At 72.4% G+C, this 1681-nt stretch carries 2 protein-coding genes; both read right to left on the bottom strand.

Features of this window, described 5'->3' with window-relative positions; genetic code table 11:
- Position 1 precedes the first annotated feature (1 nt).
- Positions 2–739: an SDR family NAD(P)-dependent oxidoreductase gene (locus ACY1JF_RS31845; RefSeq protein WP_462708751.1), complete on the bottom strand. Its 738-nt coding sequence runs from the start codon at positions 737–739 to the stop codon at positions 2–4.
- Positions 740–807: 68 nt separating this feature from the next.
- A partial coding sequence (locus tag ACY1JF_RS31840; protein ID WP_462708750.1) for an SDR family oxidoreductase occupies positions 808–1681 on the bottom strand: 874 nt, incomplete at its 5' end.

The raw sequence follows: 1681 nt of genomic DNA, 5'->3' as shown, positions 1-1681 counted from the left end.
GTCAGGCGACGGGGCCGAGGGTGAAGCCGCCGTCGGCGACGATCTCGGAGCCGGTGGCGAAGCGTGCCTGGTCGGAGGCGGCGAACAGGATGAAGTCGGCGATCTCGCCGGGCGTGGCGTTGCGCGGGACGGCGAGGTTGTCGACGGGGACGAGTGCGGTGCCGTCGGGGGCGTAGGCGAGGGGGGTCTCGATGATGCCGGGGTGGACGGCGTTGACACGGATGTTGTCGCGGGCCAGTTCCTTGGCGGCGGCGCGCATGAGACCGCGCAGCGCCCACTTGCTGCTGCTGTAGGCGACGAGGCCGGGGGCGGCGGCGAGGCCGGCGATGGAGTTGACGTTGACGACCGCGCCGCCGCCGGCCTTGCGCATCGAGGGGGCGGCGGCCCGGATGCCGAGGAGCGCGCCGGTGAGATTGGTGTCGAGGACGCGCCGGAACTCGTCGAGCGGGATGCTCTCCGTGGTGCCGACGCTCAGGTAGGCGGCGTTGTTGATGAGGATGTCCAGGGGGCCGAAGCGGGCCTCGGTCTGGGTGATGGCGTCGGTCCAGTCGCTCTCACTGGTGACGTCGAGGCGGACACCGAGCGCGGTGCCGTCAAGCTTGGCGGCGAGCTGGTCGGAGCCGGTGCGGGCGGCAGCGACGGTGTTGGCGCCGGCCGCAGAGAACCGGGTGGCCAGTGCGGTGCCCAGGGCACCGGAAGCGCCGGTGACGAGAACGGTCTTACCGGTGAAGTCGAACATGACAGGCTCTTTCTCGATGGCTGTTGCGATGAACGGGATCGGTGGGCAGGAGCGGGACCGATGAGGTCTCAGGAGCCGGTGGGCACGGGGGCGGTGACGTCGTCGGCGTCGGTGGAGTGGGCCAGGTCCCGTCCGGCCTCCAGCGCCGCGAGCCGGTCGCGCAGGGCGGCGGTCGCCATGGCATAGGCGTCGGAGCCCAGGGTCAGGCGGAACGGGGCCTCGGGCCGGTCGGCGCAGGCGATGATGGCGGCCGCGATCTTCGCGGGGTCGCCGGGCGCGGGCAGCGGCGGCAGGTCGCCGGAGAGGACGGCGCGCAACTGTCCCGCGGGGCCGTCGGCATACTCGGGCAGCGGCGTGCCCAGGACCGCGCTGCCGCTGCCGAAGTTGGTGCGGGAGACGCCGGGTTCGACGACCGTCACGCCGATGCCGAACGGTGCGAGCTCGGCGGCGGCCGACTCCCAGAATCCCTCGATGCCCCACTTGGTGGCGTGGTAGAGGCTCATGGCAGGGAAGGCGACCTGGCCGCCGATGCTGGCGATCTGGAGGTAGCGTCCGCCGCCCTGGCGGCGCAGGTGCGGAACGGTGGCGCGGGCGAGCTGGATCGAGGCGGTGAGGTTGGTCGCGATCTGCCGGTCGATCTGCTCGTCGGAGAGCTCCTCGGCCGCTCCGAAGAGCCCGTAGCCGGCGTTGGACACGACGACGTCGATCCGTCCGAGGTCCGCGAACGCCCGGTCCACCACCCGGCGCAGCGCGCTCGTGTCGGTGACGTCCAGGCTCGAGCGCCACAGCCGGTCGCCGTGGCGCTCCGCCAGGTCGTCGAGGGTCTCGGGACGCCGCGCGGTGGCGGCGACCCTGTCGCCCCGGGCGAGCAGCTGTTCGGTGAGGTGACGGCCGAAGCCGGAGGACGTACCGGTGATGAACCAAGTGCGGGTCATGGTGTTC

The organism is Streptomyces sp. SYSU D01066-1 (assembly GCF_054956795.1).
This window is presented reverse-complemented; position numbering and strand designations above follow the sequence as displayed.

Bases quoted from the DNA above. Each gene is read 5' to 3' on its own strand.
- ACY1JF_RS31845 (WP_462708751.1), bottom strand. From the start codon at position 739: ATGTTCGACTTCACCGGTAAGACCGTTCTCGTCACCGGCGCTTCCGGT.